This is a genomic window from Escherichia sp. KTE114 (assembly GCF_000407765.1).
Lineage (GTDB): Bacteria > Pseudomonadota > Gammaproteobacteria > Enterobacterales > Enterobacteriaceae > Escherichia > Escherichia ruysiae.
Genome location: NZ_KE136626.1, coordinates 2,421,483 through 2,443,047 on the forward strand (window position 1 = coordinate 2,421,483; position 21,565 = coordinate 2,443,047).

Annotated in this window: 21 protein-coding genes and 1 pseudogene; 11 read left to right on the top strand and 11 right to left on the bottom strand. The window is 52.5% G+C overall.

Annotation, left to right across the window (positions count from 1 at the left end; all coding sequences use genetic code 11):
• The first annotated feature begins 3 nt into the window (after positions 1–3).
• Genes WC5_RS09570 through cueR form a run of 3 tightly spaced genes read left to right on the top strand, consistent with a single transcriptional unit; the run spans position 4 to position 3,742 of the window.
• Positions 4–2,166 (top strand): type I secretion system permease/ATPase, encoded by a 2,163-nt coding sequence (locus WC5_RS09570; protein ID WP_000739038.1) that lies wholly within the window; start codon positions 4–6, stop codon positions 2,164–2,166.
• Positions 2,163–3,338 carry an HlyD family type I secretion periplasmic adaptor subunit gene (locus WC5_RS09565; protein ID WP_001014327.1) on the top strand — a complete coding sequence of 392 codons (1,176 nt, stop codon included), beginning with the start codon at positions 2,163–2,165 and terminating at the stop codon, positions 3,336–3,338. Before WC5_RS09570 ends, WC5_RS09565 begins: the two co-directional genes overlap by 4 nt.
• On the top strand, positions 3,335–3,742 hold the full coding sequence (gene cueR, locus WC5_RS09560; protein ID WP_001026750.1) for a Cu(I)-responsive transcriptional regulator: 408 nt from the start codon (positions 3,335–3,337) through the stop codon (positions 3,740–3,742). The genes WC5_RS09565 and cueR overlap by 4 nt, the downstream gene beginning before the upstream one ends.
• Before the next feature lie 4 nt (positions 3,743–3,746).
• Here the strand turns inward: cueR and WC5_RS09555 are convergent, their stop codons facing one another.
• The 3 genes and pseudogenes from WC5_RS09555 to WC5_RS26165 all read right to left on the bottom strand — a co-directional run.
• Positions 3,747–3,950: a hypothetical protein gene (locus tag WC5_RS09555; protein WP_000650965.1), complete on the bottom strand. Its 204-nt coding sequence runs from the start codon at positions 3,948–3,950 to the stop codon at positions 3,747–3,749.
• Positions 3,947–4,369 carry a hypothetical protein gene (locus tag WC5_RS09550; RefSeq protein ID WP_016231612.1) on the bottom strand — a complete coding sequence of 141 codons (423 nt, stop codon included), beginning with the start codon at positions 4,367–4,369 and terminating at the stop codon, positions 3,947–3,949. Before WC5_RS09550 ends, WC5_RS09555 begins: the two co-directional genes overlap by 4 nt.
• Positions 4,370–4,486: 117 nt before the next feature.
• A pseudogene (locus tag WC5_RS26165) lies at positions 4,487–4,870 on the bottom strand (YadA C-terminal domain-containing protein); the annotation flags it as partial.
• A gap of 1,424 nt (positions 4,871–6,294) precedes the next feature.
• Between WC5_RS26165 and WC5_RS09540 the strand changes: the two are divergent.
• Positions 6,295–6,657 (top strand): hypothetical protein, encoded by a 363-nt coding sequence (locus tag WC5_RS09540; RefSeq protein WP_001001641.1) that lies wholly within the window; start codon positions 6,295–6,297, stop codon positions 6,655–6,657.
• A gap of 184 nt (positions 6,658–6,841) precedes the next feature.
• Here WC5_RS09540 and WC5_RS09535 read toward each other — a convergent pair whose 3' ends face one another.
• Together WC5_RS09535 and WC5_RS09530 are read right to left on the bottom strand one after the other, a co-directional pair.
• On the bottom strand, positions 6,842–7,300 hold the full coding sequence (locus WC5_RS09535) for an NfeD family protein (RefSeq protein WP_000571574.1): 459 nt from the start codon (positions 7,298–7,300) through the stop codon (positions 6,842–6,844).
• A complete protein-coding gene (locus WC5_RS09530) occupies positions 7,297–8,214 on the bottom strand; it encodes an SPFH domain-containing protein (RefSeq protein ID WP_000904498.1) in 918 nt (305 codons plus the stop codon). The genes WC5_RS09535 and WC5_RS09530 overlap by 4 nt, the downstream gene beginning before the upstream one ends.
• 145 nt (positions 8,215–8,359) lie before the next feature.
• On the opposite strand from WC5_RS09530, the gene fetA reads away from it, so the two are divergent.
• On the top strand, positions 8,360–9,037 hold the full coding sequence (fetA, locus tag WC5_RS09525; protein WP_001157544.1) for an iron efflux ABC transporter ATP-binding subunit FetA: 678 nt from the start codon (positions 8,360–8,362) through the stop codon (positions 9,035–9,037).
• On the top strand, positions 9,024–9,803 hold the full coding sequence (gene fetB, locus WC5_RS09520) for an iron efflux ABC transporter permease subunit FetB (protein WP_001295323.1): 780 nt from the start codon (positions 9,024–9,026) through the stop codon (positions 9,801–9,803). The genes fetA and fetB overlap by 14 nt, the downstream gene beginning before the upstream one ends.
• A 181-nt stretch (positions 9,804–9,984) precedes the next feature.
• Here fetB and cnoX read toward each other — a convergent pair whose 3' ends face one another.
• The 3 genes from cnoX to tesA are packed head-to-tail and all read right to left on the bottom strand — an operon-like array spanning position 9,985 to position 12,322.
• Positions 9,985–10,839, bottom strand: coding sequence for a chaperedoxin (cnoX, locus tag WC5_RS09515; protein ID WP_001295322.1), 855 nt, complete (start codon positions 10,837–10,839; stop codon positions 9,985–9,987).
• A gap of 60 nt (positions 10,840–10,899) precedes the next feature.
• Positions 10,900–11,709, bottom strand: a complete 810-nt coding sequence (gene ybbO, locus WC5_RS09510; protein WP_000148956.1) for an NADP(+)-dependent aldehyde reductase — start codon at positions 11,707–11,709, stop codon at positions 10,900–10,902.
• On the bottom strand, positions 11,699–12,322 hold the full coding sequence (gene tesA, locus WC5_RS09505) for a multifunctional acyl-CoA thioesterase I/protease I/lysophospholipase L1 (RefSeq protein ID WP_024192212.1): 624 nt from the start codon (positions 12,320–12,322) through the stop codon (positions 11,699–11,701). Before tesA ends, ybbO begins: the two co-directional genes overlap by 11 nt.
• Here tesA and ybbA point away from each other — a divergent pair.
• Both ybbA and ybbP read left to right on the top strand, forming a co-directional pair.
• Complete coding sequence (gene ybbA, locus WC5_RS09500) at positions 12,293–12,979, top strand: putative ABC transporter ATP-binding protein YbbA (protein WP_001110581.1); 687 nt, start codon at positions 12,293–12,295, stop codon at positions 12,977–12,979. The two genes, tesA and ybbA, sit on opposite strands and share 30 nt — an antisense overlap.
• A complete protein-coding gene (ybbP, locus tag WC5_RS09495) occupies positions 12,976–15,390 on the top strand; it encodes a putative ABC transporter permease subunit YbbP (protein WP_000561863.1) in 2,415 nt (804 codons plus the stop codon). Before ybbA ends, ybbP begins: the two co-directional genes overlap by 4 nt.
• Positions 15,391–15,514: 124 nt before the next feature.
• Here the strand turns inward: ybbP and dinQ are convergent, their stop codons facing one another.
• The 3 genes from dinQ to allS form a co-directional block, all read right to left on the bottom strand.
• Positions 15,515–15,598, bottom strand: coding sequence for a damage-inducible type I toxin DinQ (gene dinQ, locus WC5_RS26025; RefSeq protein WP_349808740.1), 84 nt, complete (start codon positions 15,596–15,598; stop codon positions 15,515–15,517).
• A 396-nt stretch (positions 15,599–15,994) separates the two neighbouring features.
• Positions 15,995–17,089 (bottom strand): tRNA 2-selenouridine(34) synthase MnmH, encoded by a 1,095-nt coding sequence (gene mnmH, locus WC5_RS09490; protein WP_001158161.1) that lies wholly within the window; start codon positions 17,087–17,089, stop codon positions 15,995–15,997.
• 68 nt (positions 17,090–17,157) lie between these two features.
• Positions 17,158–18,084: an HTH-type transcriptional activator AllS gene (gene allS / locus WC5_RS09485; RefSeq protein ID WP_000460123.1), complete on the bottom strand. Its 927-nt coding sequence runs from the start codon at positions 18,082–18,084 to the stop codon at positions 17,158–17,160.
• 229 nt (positions 18,085–18,313) lie between these two features.
• Between allS and allA the strand changes: the two genes are divergently transcribed.
• The 3 genes from allA (at position 18,314) to gcl (ending at position 21,560) form a co-directional block, all read left to right on the top strand.
• Positions 18,314–18,796, top strand: a complete 483-nt coding sequence (gene allA, locus WC5_RS09480; RefSeq protein ID WP_000776382.1) for an ureidoglycolate lyase — start codon at positions 18,314–18,316, stop codon at positions 18,794–18,796.
• A gap of 77 nt (positions 18,797–18,873) precedes the next feature.
• Complete coding sequence (allR, locus tag WC5_RS09475) at positions 18,874–19,689, top strand: HTH-type transcriptional repressor AllR (protein ID WP_000141275.1); 816 nt, start codon at positions 18,874–18,876, stop codon at positions 19,687–19,689.
• Between the two features lie 89 nt (positions 19,690–19,778).
• On the top strand, positions 19,779–21,560 hold the full coding sequence (gene gcl, locus WC5_RS09470) for a glyoxylate carboligase (RefSeq protein WP_010349523.1): 1,782 nt from the start codon (positions 19,779–19,781) through the stop codon (positions 21,558–21,560).
• Positions 21,561–21,565 lie beyond the last annotated feature (5 nt).

Genomic DNA, 21,565 nt, shown 5'->3' on the forward strand with positions numbered 1-21,565 from the left:
ATAATGAAAAAAAATGCCCAGTCCGTGGAAGCCTGGCTGGAGGCGATGATCGCCGTGGCACGCTATTATCGCCTCGATTTTTCTCAGGAGAACGTGCGCGCAACTGTCAACTGGGAGCGCGACAGCAAGCGGGAAGAGTTACTTACCGACATGGCGCGGCAGTTGGCGATGGGGCTGCGGCTGGTCGAGTTCTCCGCCGACTCGCTTAACCCGTGGCGGCTGCCGTTGATCGCGGTGTTTGATAATCAGCAGATTGGCGTGATCACCCGCCGCGATAACCACGACAATATCAGCATTCAGTTCAGCGGTGACGAAGGGCTGGAAACTACGCTTAACGTCGCGGATGTTGAAGATAAAATCGTCGAACTGGCGCTGCTGCGCCCGCTCAGCGCCATTCCCGATGCGCGGGTGGATGACTACATTCGCCCGTATCAGGCGAACTGGTTCTGGAATCTCTCGCTGAAAGACTGGCGGCGCTACGGCGATATTATGCTGGCGTCACTGGTGGCGAACGTGCTGGCGCTGGCGGCGATGGTGTTCTCGATGCAGGTTTACGACCGCGTCGTTCCGGCGCAATCCTACCCGACGCTGTGGGTGCTGTTCGCCGGGGTGATGATGGCGATCCTGTTTGAGTTTTGTATGCGCATGGTGCGCACACATCTTTCCGATGTGATTGGTAAACGGGCGGATTTACGGATTTCGGATCGCGTTTTTGGTCATGCATTACGGCTGAAAAATAACGTGCGATCGAAATCCACCGGCTCGTTTATCTCGCAGATCCGCGAACTGGAATCGGTGCGTGAGCTTATTACTTCCACCACCATCGGCGCGGTGGCGGATCTGCCGTTCTTCCTGCTGTTTGTCTTTATTTTGTGGATGATCGGCGGCTGGCTGGTGCTGGTTGTTTTGCTGGCGCTGCCGTTATTAGTGATCCCCGGCCTGCTGGTGCAACGCCCGCTGGCGCGGCTGGCGAACGAAGGAATGCGCGAGTCAGCGGTACGCAACGCGACGCTGGTGGAAGCCGTGCAGTCGATTGAAGATATCAAACTGCTGCGCGCCGAACAGCGTTTCCAGAATCAGTGGAATCACACCAACGATGTGGCGTCCTCCATCAGCATGAAGCAACGTTTTCTCACCGGGCTGCTGCTCACCTGGACGCAGGAAGTGCAATCCATCGTCTACGTGGTGGTGCTGCTGGTGGGTTGCTTTATGGTGATGAACGGCGACATGACCACCGGCGCGCTGGTCGGGACGACGATCCTGGCTTCGCGCACCATTGCGCCGCTGTCGCAGATTTCCGGCGTGCTCTCGCGCTGGCAGCAGGCTAAAGTGGCGCGTAACGGCCTTGATGAACTGATGAAGCGCCCGGTGGATCAGCCGGAACACGGCAAACTGGTGCATAAAGCGGTGCTGCACGGTAATTATCAGTTCAGCAACGCGGTGTTTTATTACGACGAAGAAGAGAAGATTGCCGATGTGGCGATTGGCAAACTCAACATTCAGGCCGGAGAGAAAATCGCCACTCTCGGGCGCAACGGCGCGGGTAAATCAACGCTGCTGCAAATGCTCGCCGGAATGCGTATCGCCCAGCAGGGGCTGGTGTTGCTGGATAACATTAGCATCGGGCAGCTTGATCCGGCGGATCTGCGCCGCGACATGGGGCTGCTCAGCCAGACCGGGCGACTGTTCTTCGGTTCGCTGCGTGAAAACCTCACCATGGGGATGCCAGAAGCCAGCGATGAAGATATCGAACGCGCATTAATCCTCAGCGGGGCGCTGCCCTTTGTGCAGAAGCAGAAAAACGGCCTCAACTACATGATTCAGGAAGGGGGATTTGGTCTTTCTGGCGGTCAGCGGCAAACGCTGCTGCTGGCGCGGCTCCTCATCACTCAGCCGAATATCGTCCTGCTTGACGAACCCAGCGCCTCGCTGGATGAAATGGCGGAAGCGCATTTAATCGAACAACTGAAACAGTGGATTGGGCATCGCACGCTGGTCATCGCCACTCACCGCACGGCGATTCTGCAACTGGTGGACAGGATAATCGTGATGGATCAGGGTCGCATTGTGATGGACGGCGCGAAAGAGACTATTTTGCGTGAACAGGGCGAACCCACGGCGCGACGCGTGGTGTTGCAGGAGAAGAATAAGGGGTCTGCCGCATGAACGGACAACTGCAATACAACCGTGGCCTGACTGAACCTCGCCTGCCGCGTTCGGCGCTGGCAGTGCGCGTGACTGCCGTAATGTTACTCTGTTTTCTCGGCTGGGCGTGGTACTTCCAGCTTGATGAAGTGACCACCGGCAGCGGCACGGTAGAACCCTCCGGGCGTGAACAGGTGGTGCAGTCGCTGGAAGGCGGGATTTTGTATCATCTCGACGTGAAGGTTGGCGATATTGTTGAACAGGGTCAGCCGCTGGCGCAGCTTAACCGCACCAAAACGGAATCCGACGTTCAGGAAGCGATGTCGCGCCTGTACGCGGCGCTGGCAACCTCGGCGCGGCTGCGGGCAGAAGTGAGCAATAAACCGCTGGTCTTCCCTGACGAACTGAATAAATTCCCCGAACTTATCGAGTCGGAAACGGCGTTGTACAACACTCGCCGCGACGGGTTGAACAAAGCCACCACCGGGCTGACGCAGGGGATTAGCCTGGTCAACCGTGAACTGGCGATGACCCAGCCGCTGGTGAAACAAGGGGCTGCGAGCAGCGTCGAAGTGCTGCGCCTGCAACGCCAGGCCAATGAACTGGAAAACAAACTTAGCGACGTGCGCACGCAATACTACGTACAGGCGCGGGAAGAGTTAGCGAAAGCTAATGCGGAAGTGGAAACCCAGCGTTCGGTGATCCGTGGGCGTGAAGACTCCCTCACCAGGCTCAACTTTACTGCGCCAGTGCGTGGCATTGTTCAGGATATTGATGTCACCACGGTTGGCGGCGTCATTGCCCCCGGTGGTAAACTGATGACCATCGTGCCGCTGGATGAGCAACTGCTGATTGAGGCAAAAATCTCCCCGCGCGATGTGGCGTTTATCCATCCGGGGCAAAAATCGCTGGTGAAAATTACCGCTTACGATTACTCCATCTACGGTGGTTTGCCGGGGGAAGTGGCGGTGATATCACCGGACACCGTGCAGGATGAAGTGCGGCGCGATGTTTATTACTATCGGGTGTACATTCGCACTTTCAGTAATCATCTGGAAAATAAAAGCAAACAGCAGTTTCCGATATTTCCCGGCATGGTGGCGACGGTCGATATCCGCACCGGCAAAAAGAGCGTGCTGGATTATCTGTTGAAACCCTTTAACAAAGCACAGGAGGCGTTGCGCGAACGATGAACATTAGCGATGTAGCAAAAATTACCGGCCTGACCAGCAAAGCTATTCGCTTCTATGAAGAGAAGGGGCTGGTGACACCGCCGATGCGCAGCGAAAACGGTTATCGCACCTACACGCAGCAGCATCTCAACGAACTGACCTTACTGCGCCAGGCGCGCCAGGTGGGCTTTAACCTGGAAGAGAGCGGCGAACTGGTGAATCTGTTTAACGACCCGCAGCGCCACAGTGCCGACGTCAAGCGGCGCACGCTGGAGAAGGTGGCAGAGATCGAGCGACATATCGAAGAACTGCAATCCATGCGCGACCAGTTACTGGAGCTGGCGAATGCCTGCCCCGGCGATGACAGCGCCGACTGCCCGATTATCGAAAATCTCTCCGGCTGCTGTCATCATCGGGCGGGGTGAAAAATCAGTTAATTCCCGTTTGCACAGAAAGAATGTGCTGCAAACTTTCTACCATAATGCGCCCAGACTGAAATAAGCCTTCCTGGATTTCATTGTTAACATTTACCGCATGAACCAGGGAGGCTAATAATACCACTTGCAAGAAAGCAAAAATAAAGGCGCCGATAATCAAAATATGTGTCAGGGATATTTTCTTTTCATCCTTCATTTTAAATAGCCTACAAACTGGCCTTCCTTCATTAATGCGACTTTTCCTGTGTGATGATAAACAATCACGTTATACAGACCCGACTGATAAACTGTGGCATCGGCATTATCTTCATCAATCGCACATAATGAATCATTGAGATAAGCAAAGTTCTTACTGCTCATTCTAAAGGTCATGCCAAATCCTTTATAAATGGCTTTCTTTGTCGCCTGGGCATGTTGTGCGGCTTCTGCATTTTTAAATGCCTGCGCTTCGGATGCACTTAAAATAGCCGCCTGACGCTGTTGTTCGGCAAGATAACAGGTGTCATGAGATACGCCTTGCGCCTGGCAATCTGCAATGCGAGACGCGGGAGAGCTACAACCAGCCAGCATGATTAACGCCAGCAGGGAAATCGATTTAATGGTGCTATTCATCATTGTTAACCTTAAATAATATGAGAATTAATGAAGAGGTGATATTAGGCAAACGTCCTTGCTCTAATTTATTCAATAGTTCTGTTTTTTATTGGTATTTATAAGGTGTCTGGTAAAATTTTAGAACGAATATCCCACACCGACACCCGCACCGAAATCAGATTGCGTATCCGCAGAAACTCCAGCTTTAATTACTGTGTGGATCCCGGCATTAAAAGACGTGCCGACAGATACCGCTGATTCACCATTAAACGTTCCTGCGCCCGCAGACACCATCATTAAATCACCGGTTTTCACCTGCGGCTGTGAGGCAATGGCAATAGCTGACGCGATCCCCGCATTGGCATCTTTACGGTTGTCTTCAACTTCGTTTTTCAGTGAGCTGAAATGGTTATTGAGCGTATTAATTTGTTGGCTGTTATCCGCTACTCGTTTTTGAGTGGTTGATAACTGCTGATGTGTATCGGTGGAATCCTGCACCAGGTTTTGAATTTGTTCACCGTAATGAACGCTATCTATCTGTTGTTGTGCCGCCAGCTTGCTTACTGCAGTGTTGGTTTTTGTTATATCGCCATGAATTTCTTCCAGTTCTTTTGTGTGGTTCTCGGTAGCAACACTTTGAGATACCGTCGTCATGGTAGAAGAAAGAGCGTCAATTTTTTTCCCTTGTTCCGCAGAAGCGCGCGTGCTGGCTTCATTTTCCGCAGCCAGTTTAGCGTTGACCATTCCCTGATAACGGGTGGCGGTCTGAACATCACCGGTAGCTGCGACCGTTTTTTGTGTGGCTTCGAGCTGTGCCTGTTGTTCCGCAATCTGCGTTTGCTGGGCTTCGGCTTGTGATTGCTGCGCATTGTCGGCGGCAGCCTGACGGGCATTAACCATGCTTTGATAACGGACGGCTGTCTGAACATCACCGGTAGCAGCAACCGTTTTTTGTGTAGCTTCGATTTGCTTTTGCTGTTCGGTAATCTGCGTTTGTTGAGCTTCGGCTTGTTGCTGCTGTGCGTTATCCGCAGCGTCCTGACGGGCGTTTACCATGCTTTGATAACGGGCGGCGGTCTGAACATCTCCGGTAGCAGCAATCGTTTTTTGCGTATCGGTAATTTGGTCTTGTTGTGCTCTAAGAATGTTCTTCTGTTCGATAATGTCGTCAGTATTTTTATGAATAGCCGCTTTGCTGGCGTCAATCTCGGTTTGCGCTGACGTAATGGCCTGGTGCGCTTCATTGGCGGTCGACACTGCTGTGTTAGCGGTGGTTTGCGCATTCTGGATGGCTGTATCCTGTGCCGCATCGCGGTCTGCCTGGGTCTGTTCTGGGGAGATATTTTCGCCCGTCTCTGAAGATATATACCCATGCGAAAACAGATAGTCTTGCGCGGCTTCTGTATTTCCAGTACGAATCATGAAGCGTCCAATTTTCTGGTCAACTTCTTCATGTGACATCCCAGGTTGGATTGCCTCCAGTTCTGTCGCTGCCGCCTCAATCGTATCACCCGCAAAGGCAGATGGACTGACAGTAGTAGCAATAACGACAGCCAGTAAAGATATCTTTACAGTTTTCATTCATTTTTTCTCAATCAAAGTAAGTCGCATTTATGTTTCTTATAGCAACATTAATTGTTGTTATAAGAAATATTATGCGTTTCGTATTGATCGAAATCTACGCTGGCATTTGTGTGATGTAAAGCGCGTTTTTATGCGGTGTAAGCGTAAACACTGCCTAATAGAAACTAAAAAAGTTTCCATTAGAAATAAAATGGAAAATCATTTTGTGCCGTTTCTCTGTAAGAAATCGTAAAGACTTGTTTTGATAAGCGAAATAAACTCCGTTTCTGGACTAAACGTGATGCTGTTGCTGATGTATGTTAGAATGCGTTTCTTTGATAAATCTCAATTTTTAAGAGGTTTACGCCAGGCAGGAAAATTAAATGAATGAATTTGAGAAGATTTTTAATGAAATGAATCTGGACAGGGCATTACTCCCTATCCTTTTTCGTTCGAATCGCTCCACGGTGTGGAAGTATTTAAGCGGCGATAGTACGGCTCCTGCCTCTGCTATGTCGCTGATCATGCTGTTGCAGTTGATCCAGAAGAGGAACCCCGATCTGTTAGCCGAATGGTTAACGCTTTCTGATTTCACTATTCCGCCAGAAGTTTACCTGGATCAGCCCGATTACTGGAAAGGGTGGGTGTATACCCAACATAAGGTCAATAAAAACGTCCTGGAATATTTAAAAAAACATTATCCGGATGAAGACCAGAAAGGTATGAATAAAGGCCAGGAAGAGTAAATTACCAATGCCAGATTACATGGTGGATGCGGCCTACGATTCGGGCACAGACTTGTTGGCATGATAAAACGCGTCAGTATCGTATCAGGCATTCGTGCATAATTGCCGGATGCGGCGAGAACGCCTTATCCGGCCTACAATCAGGCACAGACTTCCAGGCATGATAAGACGCGTCAGCGTCGCATCAGGCGATGACCGCACGGATGACCAGCGTTATCCCTTCAATCGCAATCACCTCAACATGCGTACCTGCGCCGAGATCTTCGCTGGCGCTGACCGGCCATGAACTGTCGCCGACGCGCATATGACCGCGTCCGTTGACTAACGGTGATTCCAGCACAAATCGTCTGCCAATCAACTGCTGGCCACGCTGGTTTAAATGGCTGTCGCTGTGCTTTTGTTCGCGTACCCGCCGCGACAACCATTTCCACCATAGCCAGGCAGCGAGCAGCGTCAGGACAGCAAACATCACCCCTTGCCATTCCCACCCCAGCGGCAGCAGCCAGACCACCAGGCCAGTAATCACTGCCGCGACACCGCTCCACAACAGATAACCGTTTCCGCCCAGCATCTCGGCAGCCAGCAATAAACCGCCGAGACTCAGCCAGAAAATATGCGGGTGTACTACCAGCAGCTCGATCATGATTTATTTCGCTCGTTGGCGCTGTCTTTCACCAGTTCGGCAATCCCGGCAATCGACCCCATCAGGCTGCTGGCGTCTAATGGCATCATCACCACTTTGCTGTTACTGGACGAACCGATCTGTTGCAACGCTTCGGTGTATTTCTGCGCCACGAAATAGTTCACCGCCTGAATATCACCGGAGGCGATGGCTTCAGACACCATTTGGGTCGCGCGAGCTTCCGCTTCAGCGGAACGTTCACGCGCTTCAGCCTGTAAAAACGCCGACTGACGTTCGCCTTCCGCTTTCAGGATTTGCGACTGTTTTTCACCTTCGGCTTTGAGGATTTCCGCCTGACGGATCCCTTCCGCCTCAAGGATGTAAGCGCGTTTGGTACGTTCCGCTTTCATCTGCGCGTTCATCGAAGAGATAAGCTCTGCCGGCGGGCGCACGTCGCGAATTTCAATACGGGTGACTTTAATCCCCCACGGGTTGGTGGCTTCATCGACAATATGCAGCAGGCGCGAGTTAATGCTGTCTCGCTGGGAGAGCATTTCGTCCAGTTCCATTGAGCCAAGCACGGTACGGATGTTGGTCATGGTCAGGTTGATGATTGCCAGCTCCAGATTGCTGACTTCATAAGCGGCGCGCGGGGCATCAATCACCTGAATAAAACAGACTGCGTCGATGGTCACGTTGGCGTTATCTTTCGAGATAACTTCCTGGGAAGGGATATCGAGCACTTGCTCCATCATATTGATCTTGCGACCAATGCGATCCATAAACGGCACCACCAGACTTAGCCCCGGTTGTAGCGTTTTGGTATAGCGACCAAAACGTTCTACCGTCCACTGATAGCCCTGCGGCACGATTTTGACGCCTGCGCCGACAATCACCAGCGCGACAAAAATGAGAATCGGGATAAAGATAAGCATCGGAAAAACCTCCTGTTGTACCGTCCATAATGAGCAAAGTTGCTGCTTGATTAAACAAATTATACCTGATTACTGAAAGGGAGTTCCCCCTTATTCTTGTGGAGGATAAACTGTTTTTATTAAAAATGAGATAAAGGGAACAGCGATGCAGGAAAATAGTCCTTTGCTTCAGCTACAAAACGTAGGATATCTGGCGGGTGATGCGAAGATTCTTAATAACATCAGTTTTTCGCTGCGTGCTGGCGAATTTAAGTTAATTACCGGTCCTTCCGGTTGTGGCAAAAGTACGCTGCTGAAAATTGTTGCTTCATTAATCAGCCCAACCAGCGGAGCATTACTGTTTGAAGGTGAGGATGTCAGCACACTAAAGCCAGAAACCTACCGCCAGCAAGTTTCTTACTGCGCCCAGACGCCAACGCTGTTTGGCGACACGGTATACGATAACCTGATTTTTCCCTGGCAGATCCGTAACCAGCAGCCTGATCCGGCTATTTTTCTCGATTTCCTCGAACGCTTCGCCTTGCCGGACACCATTTTGACGAAAAATATCGCCGAACTGTCTGGTGGTGAAAAACAACGCATCTCATTGATTCGTAATCTGCAATTTATGCCAAAGGTATTATTGCTGGATGAAATTACCAGTGCACTGGATGAAAGTAATAAACATAACGTCAATGAGATGATCCACCGTTATGTGCGCGAGCAAAATATTGCTGTGCTGTGGGTGACACACGATAAAGACGAAATTAATCATGCGGATAAGGTGATTACACTGCAACCGCATGCCGGAGAAATGCAGGAAGCACGCTATGAACTCGCATAATATTACTAACGAATCATTGGCACTGGCATTAATGCTGGTGGTGGTGGCAATCTTAATTAGCCATAAAGAAAAACTGGCGCTGGAGAAAGATATTCTCTGGAGCGTCGGGCGAGCGATAATTCAGCTGATTATTGTTGGCTATGTGCTGAAGTATATTTTCAGCGTGGATGATGCCAGCCTGACATTATTGATGGTGTTATTTATCTGCTTTAATGCGGCGTGGAACGCGCAAAAACGCAGTAAATATATTGCTAAAGCTTTTATCTCATCGTTTATTGCCATTACGGTCGGGGCGGGAATTACCCTGGCGGTGCTGATTCTCTCAGGGTCGATTGAATTTATCCCGATGCAGGTGATCCCTATCGCCGGGATGATAGCCGGTAACGCCATGGTAGCGGTGGGGTTGTGTTACAACAATTTAGGGCAACGGGTCATTAGCGAACAGCAACAGATTCAGGAGAAACTGAGTCTTGGCGCGACGCCGAAACAGGCTTCAGCGATATTGATTCGCGACAGTATTCGCGCTGCTTTAATTCCGACGGTCGATTCAGCAAAAACGGTTGGCTTAGTGAGTTTACCAGGAATGATGTCCGGGTTGATATTTGCCGGGATTGATCCGGTGAAGGCGATTAAATATCAGATTATGGTGACGTTTATGTTGCTCTCAACCGCCAGCTTGTCGACCATTATTGCCTGCTATTTAACCTATCGTAAGTTTTACAATTCGCGCCACCAGTTGGTGGTGACGCAATTGAAGAAGAAATGATGCGATGCTGGCGCGTCTTATCGTGCCTACAAGGAGCCTGCAATATATTGAATTTGCACGGTTTTGTAGGCCGGATAAGGCGTTCACGCCGCATCCGGCGGTTATGCTCGGATGCCTGATGCGACGCTGGCACGTCTTATCATGCCTACGAATCTAAGCAGCATCGCATCTCAACCGAATATCAATACAACAACGCATACAACTGGCGGCGATACTTCGACGCCAGCGCATCACCCGTACCCAGCGCAGCGAGGATCTCCTGGAACGTTTTACGTGTCTGACCGTCAGCGGCGGTGAGATCTTTACGCAGATGCCCAAACAGTAACTCCAGCGCCTCTTCATTGCGCCCAACCTGGTGCAGTTGCAGAGCCAGTTGCGTCGCCAGTGCGGCATCTTCTGGATTCTCCGCCACCTGCTGTTGCAACTGTTGAATTTCCGGCGTATCAGCCGCCTGCTTCAGCAGTTCGATTTGCGCCACCAGCCCCTGGTAGCGGGTGTCCTGATCCTGCAACGGAATGGTTTTCAGCACCGCTTCTGCATCTTCAGAACGGTTCAGCGCAATCAGCGTTTCTGCCAGCAGCAGGCCGATCTCCCCGTTCTGATTCGACAACTGCCAGGCGTCTTTCAGCAATGGCAGGGCGTCGGTGTAATTGCCTTCCTGCATCAGCTGCATCGCCTGCTGCGCTTTCAGCTCTTCTTCGCGCGGCAGCACTTTATCCAGCAGGGCGCGGATCGCCTCTTCCGGTTGCGGTCCCTGGAAGCCGTCTACCGGTTGCCCGTTCTGGAACAGATACACGGTCGGAATCGCGCGCAAACCAAACTGGGCGGCAATCATCTGCTCCGCGTCGCAGTCCAGCTTCGCCAGAATAAATTGCCCGTTATACTGCGCCGCGAGGCTTTCCAGGATCGGGGTTAACTGCAAACAGTGCTGGCTACGTTCAGACCAAAAATAGAACAGCACCGGAGTGGTCATCGACTGTTCAAGAACCTGTTGCAGGTTAGATTCGTTAATGTTGACAATATTTTCTACGGACATGGAGTCGCTCTCTGTTGTCGATATTTTCTTTGACATGGGGGCTTAAGCGCGCGCTTCAACTCACCCCTGCAATATTTTGTCCATCACGCGCCCCGGCAGCAGGCGCTTAAGCACCATTACTGCCCAGGTCACCAGCGTTACCGGATAGCGCATCTTCGGCTTCTCGCTAATAAAAGCATGGCGCACTTTGGCGACCACCGCTTCAGGCTCCAACGTAAAGCGGGCAGCAATGCCGGGGTTTTCGACCGGTTTATCACTTTGCGTCTGGTTGACGTTGTCGGTAAAGCGAGTACGAATAGGCCCCGGCTCAATGAGGCTGACTTTAATTCCGCTGTGGCGCAGCTCCATGCGCAGTGCGTCTGACCACGCCTCCAGCGCATATTTACTGGCCGCGTAAGCGCCACGACCCGGCGTGGAGATTAATCCCATCACCGATGAGGTCATCACAATACGTCCTTCACCGTGCGGTAACATCGCGGGTAACAGGCGCATGGTGAGCTGGTGTGCGCCGAAAAAGTTGGCGGAAAACTGCTGTTCCATCTGCGCACGGCTGATGGTGGAAAGGGGGCCATACATGCCGAATCCGGCATTGTTAAAGATCCCATACAGACAATTATCGGTCAGGGCGATCACTTCGTCGGCTGCGCGATCAACACTTTCTGGCGAATCCAGATCGATCAACACGCCGGTGAATCCCATGCTGTTCATACGCTCAACATCATCCGGTTTCCGGCAACCTGCCAGCACATGAAAACCCTGGCGTTTTAATTCGAGCGCGCTTTCCAGGCCAATTCCACTGGAACATCCGGTAATTAAGACCGATTTTTGCATAACTTTACCTGTCAGGATCTCCGTTGCTTTATGAGTCATGATTTACTAAAGGCTGCAACTGCTTTGCCATCCAGTCGGCAATAAACGGCTGGGCGTCGCGGTTGGGATGAATACCGTCATCCTGCATCCATTGTGGCTTGAGGTAGACCTCTTCCATAAAAAAAGGCAGCAGCGGAACATTAAACTCTTTGGCGAGTTTGGGGTAAATGGCGCTAAAGGCTTCATTATAACGGCGACCATAGTTTGCAGGCAGACGTATTTGCATTAACAATGGTTCAGCGTTGGCGGCTTTGACATCCTGCAAAATCTGGCGCAGCGTTTGCTCGGTTTGCTGTGGCTGAAAACCACGCAAACCGTCATTGCCGCCCAGTTCAACCAGCACCCAGCGCGGCTGATGCTGTTTCAGCAGCGCCGGAAGGCGCGCCAGCCCTTGTTGCGAGGTGTCGCCGCTGATGCTGGCATTGACTACCGACGTTTTACTCTGCCACTTATCATTCAACAAGGCAGGCCAGGCCGCGCTGGCAGACATTCGATACCCGGCGCTCAGGCTATCACCCAGAATTAATAACGTGTCCGCTGCGGCGGCACGGAAGGTTAACAGAACCAGGAACAGGAAGGGCAAATGCCAGCGGAAAACATTGTTGAAGTTCATCATCTTAAGAAGTCCGTCGGTCAGGGGGAGCATGAACTCTCCATCCTCACCGGAGTTGAGCTGGTTGTCAAACGTGGCGAGACCATCGCACTGGTGGGCGAGTCGGGATCGGGTAAGTCAACCTTGCTGGCGATCCTCGCCGGGCTGGATGACGGCAGCAGTGGCGAAGTGAGTCTGGTGGGACAACCTCTACATAATATGGACGAAGAAGCGCGGGCAAAGTTGCGCGCGAAGCACGTCGGCTTTGTTTTTCAGTCATTTATGTTAATTCCTACCCTTAACGCGTTGGAAAACGTCGAGCTTCCGGCGCTGCTGCGCGGTGAGAGTAGCGTAGAAAGTCGTAACGGAGCGAAAGCGTTGCTCGAACAGTTAGGGCTGGGTAAACGTCTTGATCATCTTCCGGCACAGCTTTCCGGCGGCGAACAGCAACGTGTGGCGCTGGCGCGAGCCTTTAACGGTCGGCCTGATGTGCTGTTTGCCGATGAACCTACCGGCAACCTTGACCGCCAGACGGGCGATAAAATTGCCGACCTGCTGTTTTCCCTCAACCGTGAACATGGCACCACGTTGATTATGGTGACCCACGACCTGCAACTGGCGGCACGCTGCGACCGCTGCTTACGGCTGGTGAACGGGCAGTTGCAGGAGGAAGCATGATTGCACGTTGGTTCTGGCGCGAATGGCGCTCGCCGTCGCTATTAATTGTCTGGCTGGCGCTAAGCCTGGCGGTGGCCTGCGTGCTGGCGCTGGGCAATATCAGCGATCGTATGGAGAAGGGCTTAAGCCAGCAAAGCCGGGAGTTTATGGCGGGCGATCGGGCGTTGCGCAGTTCGCGCGAAGTGCCGCAAGCGTGGCTGGAGGAAGCGCAAAAGCGCGGCCTGAAAGTCGGCAAGCAGCTGACTTTCGCCACCATGACATTTGCAGGCGATACACCGCAGCTGGCGAACGTCAAAGCGGTGGATGATATCTACCCGATGTATGGCGATCTGCAAACCAATCCCCCTGGCCTGAAACCGCAGGCGGGCAGCGTATTGCTGGCCCCACGCCTGATGGCGCTCCTTAACCTGAAAACGGGCGACACCATTGACGTGGGCGATGCCACCTTGCGGATTGCCGGAGAAGTGATTCAGGAACCGGACTCCGGTTTTAACCCCTTCCAGATGGCTCCGCGTCTGATGATGAATCTGGCGGATGTCGATAAAACCGGAGCTGTGCAGCCGGGGAGTCGGGTCACCTGGCGCTATAAATTCGGCGGCAACGAGAACCAGCTCGATGGCTATGAGAAATGGCTGTTACCTCAGCTTAAACCCGAACAACGCTGGTACGGTCTGGAACAGGACGAAGGCGCGCTGGGGCGATCGATGGAACGCTCGCAGCAGTTCCTGCTGCTTTCGGCGCTTCTGACCTTGCTGCTGGCAGTGGCAGCGGTGGCGGTGGCGATGAATCATTACTGTCGCAGTCGCTACGATCTGGTGGCGATCCTCAAAACGCTGGGGGCAGGGCGAGCGCAACTGCGTAAGCTAATCGTCGGTCAGTGGTTGATGGTGCTGACGCTTTCAGCCGTTACCGGTGGGGCGATAGGTCTGTTGTTCGAAAACGTGTTGATGGTGCTGCTCAAGCCCGTTCTGCCTGCTGCACTACCGCCAGCCAGCCTCTGGCCGTGGCTGTGGGCGCTTGGCACCATGACGGTCATCTCGCTGCTGGTGGGGCTACGACCGTACCGCCTGTTGCTGGCAACGCAGCCTTTACGCGTATTACGTAATGATGTGGTAGCGAACGTCTGGCCGCTGAAGTTTTATCTGCCGATTGTCAGTGTGGTGGTTGTGCTGCTGCTCGCCGGATTAATGGGTGGCAGCATGCTGCTTTGGGCGGTGCTGGCGGGCGCGGTAGTACTGGCATTGCTGTGCGGTGTGCTGGGCTGGATGTTGCTTAATGTACTTCGCCGCCTGACGCTGAAATCGCTACCTTTGCGTCTGGCGGTCAGCCGCCTGTTACGCCAGCCGTGGTCAACGTTAAGCCAGCTTTCGGCCTTTTCGCTCTCCTTTATGCTGCTGGCACTGCTGCTGGTGTTGCGTGGCGATCTGCTCGACCGCTGGCAGCAGCAGTTACCGCCAGAAAGCCCGAACTACTTTTTAATCAACATCGCCACAGAACAGGTTATGCCGCTAAAAGCGTTCCTCGCGGAACATCAAATAGTCCCGGAATCGTTTTATCCGGTGGTGCGGGCGCGGCTGACGGCGATTAACGGCAAGCCGACAGAAGGCAATGAAGATGAGGCGCTCAACCGCGAACTCAACCTCACCTGGCAAAATACGCGGCCCGATCATAACCCGATTGTCGCCGGTAACTGGCCGCCAAAAGCCGATGAAGTGTCGATGGAAGAGGGGCTGGCGAAACGCTTAAACGTTGCCCTCGGCGATACCGTGACTTTTATGGGCGATACCAAGGAGTTTCGCGCCAAAGTAACCAGCCTGCGCAAAGTGGACTGGGAAAGCCTGCGGCCTAATTTCTATTTTATTTTCTCGGAAGGGGCGCTGGACGGGCAGCCGCAAAGCTGGCTCACCAGTTTCCGCTGGGAGAACGGCAACGGCATGTTGACGCAACTCAACCGCCAGTTCCCGACCATTAGCCTGTTAGACATTGGCGCGATTTTAAAACAGGTCGGCCAGGTGCTGGAGCAGGTAAGTCGGGCGCTGGAAGTGATGGTAGTGCTGGTCACCGCCTGCGGTATGTTGCTGTTGCTGGCACAGGTGCAGGTGGGAATGCGTCAGCGCCATCAGGAGCTGGTGGTGTGGCGCACACTCGGTGCGGGCAAAAAACTGCTGCGCACGACATTGTGGTGTGAGTTCGCCATGCTCGGGTTTGTTTCTGGCCTGGTAGCCGCGATTGGCGCGGAAACGGCGCTGGCGGTACTGCAATCGAAAGTGTTTGATTTCCCGTGGGAGCCAGACTGGCGATTGTGGATTGTGCTGCCGTGCAGCGGTGCGCTGCTGCTGTCACTTTTCGGCGGCTGGCTGGGTGCGCGACTGGTTAAGGGTAAGGCGCTGTTCAGGCAGTTTGCGGGGTGATGACAGGCGTAGCGCATCCGGCATGAATAGTGCGCCCTTTGGCAACAATCTGAAACCGACTGTCATGCCGGTTTTGTTAAAGGCCGAAGGTGGTAAACCTTCGGCCTTAGCTACGTTTCCTCAGTTATTCAATAAACTGGCGGATCAGTTCCAGCAGCGCGATCAGCGCCTTAAGAACGATGAGAACTTTATCGAGAAAAGTTTTCATCCGTTGCTCCCTTAAGGGAGAAAGACAATCACAGCTTACCCTTACGTTGCCTGTAACTATGATTTTCCTTCATGTGCTAGATGAGGACTGCCTCTCTCCAAATCAGAGCACCAGAATCAGCACCACCTGTATCCTGACCAGGACTTAAAAGTACTTTTCCGCACTGCGGTAATCCCTTGAGGCAGTATCATTACTAGCGCCGGCATAGCTGTTTGAATATGTAGGTATCCTGACTTATAATTCACTTGCTAGATGAGGACTGTTTCATCTCTGCCCAGAACCACCAACTCTCGGGCGGAAAAATAAAAAACCGACTGTCATGTCGGTTTTTTTATATCTGTATTCTGTTGCAATCATTCTGTTCTCACGACAATCGCCGTTTCAGAATACCGCTCATCACTGCGCCTTAACCCACTCCATCACTTCCGCCCACTCACCGCGAAAGACAACTTTTTCTGCTTTTTTCTCAAGCTGATAGCGATACATCGGGTCGTAATACTCTTCAAGTAACGGCACCAGCCAGGCCAGATGACCGTCGGTGCTGCCGGTTGCGAGTTGCGTTGCCAGCGCCGCATCCAGTCGGGCAGCCAGTTCGTTATATCGTTGTAGCCCCAGCCGACGCTTAATCCCCGAAAGTCCGTGATGCAGGTACTCGCAATACTCTTGCCAGCCCTGTTCGTCGCCGTACGCGTGGGTAAAATCATGATGCATACGCAAGAAATATTCTTCGTTCAGGCGTTCAAGACGGATCTCAAACGGGTCTTCCACCACGGCAATCGCCGCCTGGGTCATTCGCTCGCGCAGACATTCCGGCAGGTGATTAGAACCAATCATCCGGCTTTCATCTTCCAGTACCCACAGGCGTAGATCCTGACGGGCGTCGGTTTTTAGCATTTCGGCAGCTAGCAGGTTTTCAAAACTCGCCTGGCTAAGTTGCGGTTGCAACGTACGACCAAAAGCAGAGCCGCGATGACGCGCCAGCCCTTCCAGATCGATACCGTTCGGCTGTTGCTGCACTAACAGCGTTTTACCACTGCCGGTACAACCGCCAATCAGTACTATCGGTTTTTGTGACAGTTCAATGGTCGCCTGAATCGCGGCCTGGCGCAGTGCCTTATAACCGCCTTCCACCAGCGGATAATCAATTCCCGCTTCATGCAACCAGCGTTGCACAATATGTGAACGTTGACCGCCACGGGCGCAGCAGAGAATACCTTGCGGATTTTGCAGGCACGCTGCCCGCCAGGCGTCCATGCGCTGCTGACGAATTTCACCCGCCACCAGTTTATGCCCCAGCGCCAGCGCCGCGTCTGACCCTTGCTGTTTATAGCAGGTGCCAACGGCGGCGCGTTCATCGTTATTCATTAACGGCAGGTTGATAGCGGCGGGCATTGCGCCTTGCTCAAACTCGATGGGGGCGCGAACATCAATAATGGGCGTATCAGCAATCAGCAGGGCACGATAGTCCTGTTCCGTGTATCTCTCTTGCATAGTTAAAAGTGAACCTCAAATCAGCTTGCGCGCTATTTTACGCGCCAACGCGCGAGGAAACTTGATTTTTAACTGTGTGAGTTGCCGAAAATTTCTAAAAATCCGCTGATTTCTGGTCTGCGCTGGGTAAACAAGGTCACAATATCTTCTACCGCTTTGCCGCTACCAAATTTGCGCCATGCCAGACTCAATGGCGAAGGAGGGCGCATCGTTGGAATGACCCGGCTGACCAGTTGTTGATTATCGATCATTGACTGGCAAAGTGATTTTGGCAAAAAACCGATACCAACGCCCGCCAGATGGGCAGCGATTTTCGTCTCCATGTCCGGAACGAGAATCTCTTTTTGCCCCGGCAATCGCCAGGCGACTCGCTTGGTTAAGGTGCGGGCGCTGTCTTCAATATTGACCGCCGGAAAGCGCCGTAACTGCGCTTCTGTGAGCGGCTCTTCAACGTTCGCCAGCGGATGATCCGCCGCCATGACAAAGCGCCATTGCACCGAACCTAAAGGATCAAGGCTAAAAGTATTTGCCAGCGCCTCGGTTCCTGCGACGCCGATAGCCAGTGAAAAACCTTCGTACAATAGTGAGTCCCAGACGCCCATATAGATTTGTCGGGAGATGTGAAACTGGGTAAACGGGTAACGTTCATTCAGCCACGCCAGCAACTGGGCGACGGCCTGGGAGTTGTAGAGCAGGTTGTTGATGACAATATTCACCTGGCGTTCCACGCCATCATTCACCTGTTGCAGCTCGCTGGGCATACTTACCAGCCAGCTCAGCCAGTCTCTGGCCTGACAAAGCAGATGCTCGCCAGCCGCTGTCAATGTCACGCTGCGAGTGGTGCGGAAAAACAGCGCCACCCCGGTATTTTCTTCCAGAAGTTTAATGCGATAACTGATGGTCGCCGTGGTTTTACATAATCGTTCTGCCGCTTTTGAAAAACTTCCTGTTTCAGCAACCGCAATGAAAGTACGCAAGGTTTCTGGATCGAACATCTTCAGGTATCCCCTTTTTAAATCAGCGAGTTGCGTTATTTTCTGTCCTTTTATTTACCTGTATTTTTACATGATAACCCTGCGTGATTTGTGGGCTAAATCTAGTTTTGGAAAAATATTCCAACTTTTGTGTTGATGTTGTTCTCTTAAGGTTTTAGATTGCCTGTTATTGAAACCAAGCTGACCGGTCGGCGCTGGTTGAACGGAATTATGTTACAAGGACAAAAAGATGAAACTTCAGGTATTACCGTTAAGTCAGGAAGCCTTCAGTGCTTATGGCGACGTAATCGAAACGCAGCAACGGGATTTTTTCCATATTAACAATGGACTGGTGGAGCGTTATCACGATTTGGCGCTGGTTGAGATTCTTGAGCAAGACCGTACGCTTATCAGCATTAACCGCGCGCAACCGGCGAATCTGCCGCTGACCATTCATGAACTTGAGCGTCATCCGCTGGGCACTCAGGCGTTTATCCCGATGAAAGGCGAAGCGTTTGTGGTGGTCGTGGCGTTAGGCGATGAAACTCCAGATCTGTCAACGCTGCGGGCGTTTATCACCAACGGTGAGCAGGGCGTGAATTACCATCGTAATGTCTGGCATCACCCGCTTTTCGCCTGGCAGCGAGTCACTGATTTTCTGACCATCGATCGCGGCGGCAGCGACAACTGTGATGTTGAAAGTATTCCTGAACAGGAACTCTGTTTTGCGTGACGCCTGAAACCGACTTGCATAAGATAAACGAATTGTTCATTGTTTATGCTCACTTGTAGGTCGGAGTTAACGTAGGTATGACGGAAGTTAGACGGCGCGGCAGGCCAGGACAGGCGGAGCCTGTGGCACAGAAGGGCGCACAGGCGTTAGAGCGGGGAATTGCGATTCTGCAATATCTGGAAAAAAGTGGGGGAAGTTCGTCGGTTAGCGATATTTCTCTCAATCTGGATTTGCCGCTCTCCACGACCTTTCGCCTGCTGAAGGTTTTACAGGCTGCAGATTTTGTCTACCAGGACAGTCAGTTAGGCTGGTGGCATATAGGATTAGGTGTCTTTAACGTCGGAGCGGCGTACATCCATAACCGCGATGTCCTCTCCGTCGCCGGACCGTTTATGCGCCGCCTGATGTTGCTTTCCGGCGAGACGGTCAATGTCGCGATTCGTAACGGCAATGAAGCGGTATTAATTGGTCAGTTAGAGTGTAAATCGATGGTCAGGATGTGTGCGCCGCTGGGCAGTCGTCTGCCGTTACATGCTTCCGGCGCAGGCAAGGCGCTGCTTTATCCGCTGGCGGAAGAGGAGCTGATGAGCATCATCCTGCAAACCGGTTTGCAGCAGTTTACGCCAACTACGCTTGTGGATATGCCCACCTTGCTGAAGGATCTGGAACAAGCGCGTGAACTGGGCTATACCGTAGATAAAGAAGAGCATGTTGTTGGCCTGAATTGCATAGCTTCAGCAATTTATGATGATGTGGGTAGTGTTGTTGCTGCTATCTCCATCTCCGGGCCTTCATCAAGACTGACAGAAGATCGTTTTGTCAGTCAGGGTGAGCTGGTAAGAGACACCGCCCGCGATATCAGCACGGCGTTGGGACTGAAAGCACATCCATAGTGTCTGTCGCATCCCGCTCTGCGGAGCGGGTTTTTTTGACAAAATTTGAAAGTTGGAAAATTTTTCCAATTAATAGAGGTAGGAATAAAATGGCAAAAATGAGAGCCGTTGACGCGGCAATGTATGTGCTGGAGAAAGAAGGTATCACCACCGCCTTCGGCGTTCCGGGAGCAGCAATCAATCCTTTCTACTCAGCGATGCGTAAGCACGGCGGTATTCGTCACATTCTGGCGCGTCACGTGGAAGGTGCGTCGCACATGGCGGAAGGCTACACCCGCGCAACGGCAGGGAATATCGGCGTATGTCTGGGAACCTCGGGACCAGCAGGCACTGACATGATCACTGCGCTCTATTCCGCTTCTGCTGATTCCATTCCTATTTTGTGCATTACCGGTCAGGCTCCGCGCGCCCGTCTGCATAAAGAAGATTTCCAGGCCGTTGATATTGAAGCAATTGCTAAACCGGTCAGTAAAATGGCGGTTACAGTACGTGAAGCGGCGCTGGTGCCTCGTGTGCTGCAACAGGCATTTCACCTGATGCGTTTTGGTCGTCCGGGGCCGGTACTGGTGGATTTACCGTTCGACGTACAGGTTGCGGAAATCGAGTTTGATCCTAACATGTACGAACCGCTGCCGGTCTACAAACCTGCTGCCAGCCGTATGCAGATCGAAAAAGCTGTAGAAATGTTAATCCAGGCCGAGCGTCCAGTGATCGTTGCCGGGGGCGGGGTTATCAACGCCGATGCTGCCGCGCTGTTACAACAGTTTGCTGAACTGACCAGCGTTCCGGTGATCCCAACGCTGATGGGCTGGGGCTGTATCCCGGACGATCATGAACTGATGGCCGGGATGGTGGGTCTGCAAACCGCGCATCGTTACGGCAACGCAACGTTGCTGGCGTCCGACATGGTGTTTGGTATCGGTAACCGTTTTGCCAACCGTCATACCGGTTCGGTAGAGAAATACACCGAAGGGCGCAAAATCGTCCATATCGATATTGAGCCGACGCAAATTGGCCGCGTACTGTGCCCGGATCTGGGTATTGTCTCCGACGCCAAAGCGGCACTGACGCTGCTGGTTGAAGTGGCGCAGGAGATGCAAAAAGCCGGTCGTCTGCCGTGTCGTAAAGAGTGGGTCGCCGACTGCCAGCAACGCAAACGCACTTTGCTGCGTAAAACTCACTTCGACAACGTGCCGGTGAAACCGCAGCGCGTGTATGAAGAGATGAACAAAGCCTTTGGTCGCGATGTTTGCTATGTCACCACCATCGGCCTGTCACAAATTGCTGCGGCGCAAATGCTGCATGTCTTTAAAGACCGTCACTGGATCAACTGTGGGCAGGCAGGCCCGCTGGGCTGGACCATTCCGGCGGCGCTGGGTGTGTGTGCTGCTGATCCAGAGCGTAATGTGGTGGCGATTTCCGGTGACTTCGACTTCCAGTTCCTGATTGAAGAATTAGCCGTTGGCGCCCAGTTCAACATTCCGTACATCCATGTGCTGGTCAATAACGCCTATCTCGGCCTGATTCGTCAGTCGCAGCGCGCATTTGATATGGATTACTGCGTACAGCTCGCGTTTGAAAATATTAACTCCAGTGATGTGAACGGTTACGGCGTTGACCACGTGAAAGTGGCGGAAGGTTTAGGCTGTAAAGCGATTCGCGTTTTCAAACCGGAAGATATTGCTCCGGCCTTTGAACAAGCGAAAGTCTTAATGAATCAGTACCGTGTCCCGGTGGTGGTAGAAATTATGCTGGAGCGAGTAACCAATATTTCTATGGGTAGCGAACTGGATAACGTCATGGAATTTGAAGATATCGCCGATAACGCAGTGGATGCACCGACTGAAACCTGCTTCATGCACTATGAATAGGGGAG